The sequence below is a fragment of the Bowmanella yangjiangensis genome, assembly GCF_017255015.1.
GTDB classification, from domain to species: domain Bacteria; phylum Pseudomonadota; class Gammaproteobacteria; order Enterobacterales; family Alteromonadaceae; genus Bowmanella; species Bowmanella yangjiangensis.
In genome coordinates this window covers 1-481 of the sequence record NZ_JAFKCS010000562.1, presented here as the reverse complement: position 1 = coordinate 481, position 481 = coordinate 1, and the positions used below count along the sequence as shown (strand labels likewise).

Below are 481 nucleotides of genomic sequence, written 5' to 3'. Positions count from 1 at the left end.
AGTGGGGGGAGCTGACGCAGAGCATCGGCATGGCCGCGATGAAGAATCCGGACGAGGTCGGCGCGGCGTCGGTCGATTACCTGATGTATTCGGGCTATGTCACCCTGGCCTACTTCTGGTTGCGCATGGCTGTGGTCGCCCAGGAAAAGCTCGCGCAAGGGGATGACGATGGCTTCCATCAGGCCAAGCTGGTGACGTGCGCTTTCTACTTCCAGCGCATCCTGCCGCGCACCGAGGCGCATCGTCTGGCGATGTCGGCGGGCAGCGCCAGCACCATGCAGCTGGCGGAAGAACACTTCGCCTTCTGACCGCTGGTCGAGGCAATTCGGCCCGCCTTCTGGCGGGCCTTTTCATTTCATGGACATATGAGCGGTAGATGAATAATTGGTCACAACATGACCCTATGTGTCTGAAAAGTTGTTGGATTAAACTCGGTCCACATACGTAAGTCCGCTTTTCGAGGATGTGTCATGGCCGATTA

1 protein-coding gene is annotated in these 481 nt (G+C 57.8%); it reads left to right on the top strand.

The window, feature by feature from the left end; all coding sequences use genetic code 11:
- Positions 1–308, top strand: a 308-nt coding sequence (locus tag J0A65_RS25670; RefSeq protein ID WP_206597037.1) for an acyl-CoA dehydrogenase C-terminal domain-containing protein, incomplete at its 5' end; no start/stop codon positions are given.
- Between the last annotated feature and the right edge of the window lie 173 nt (positions 309–481).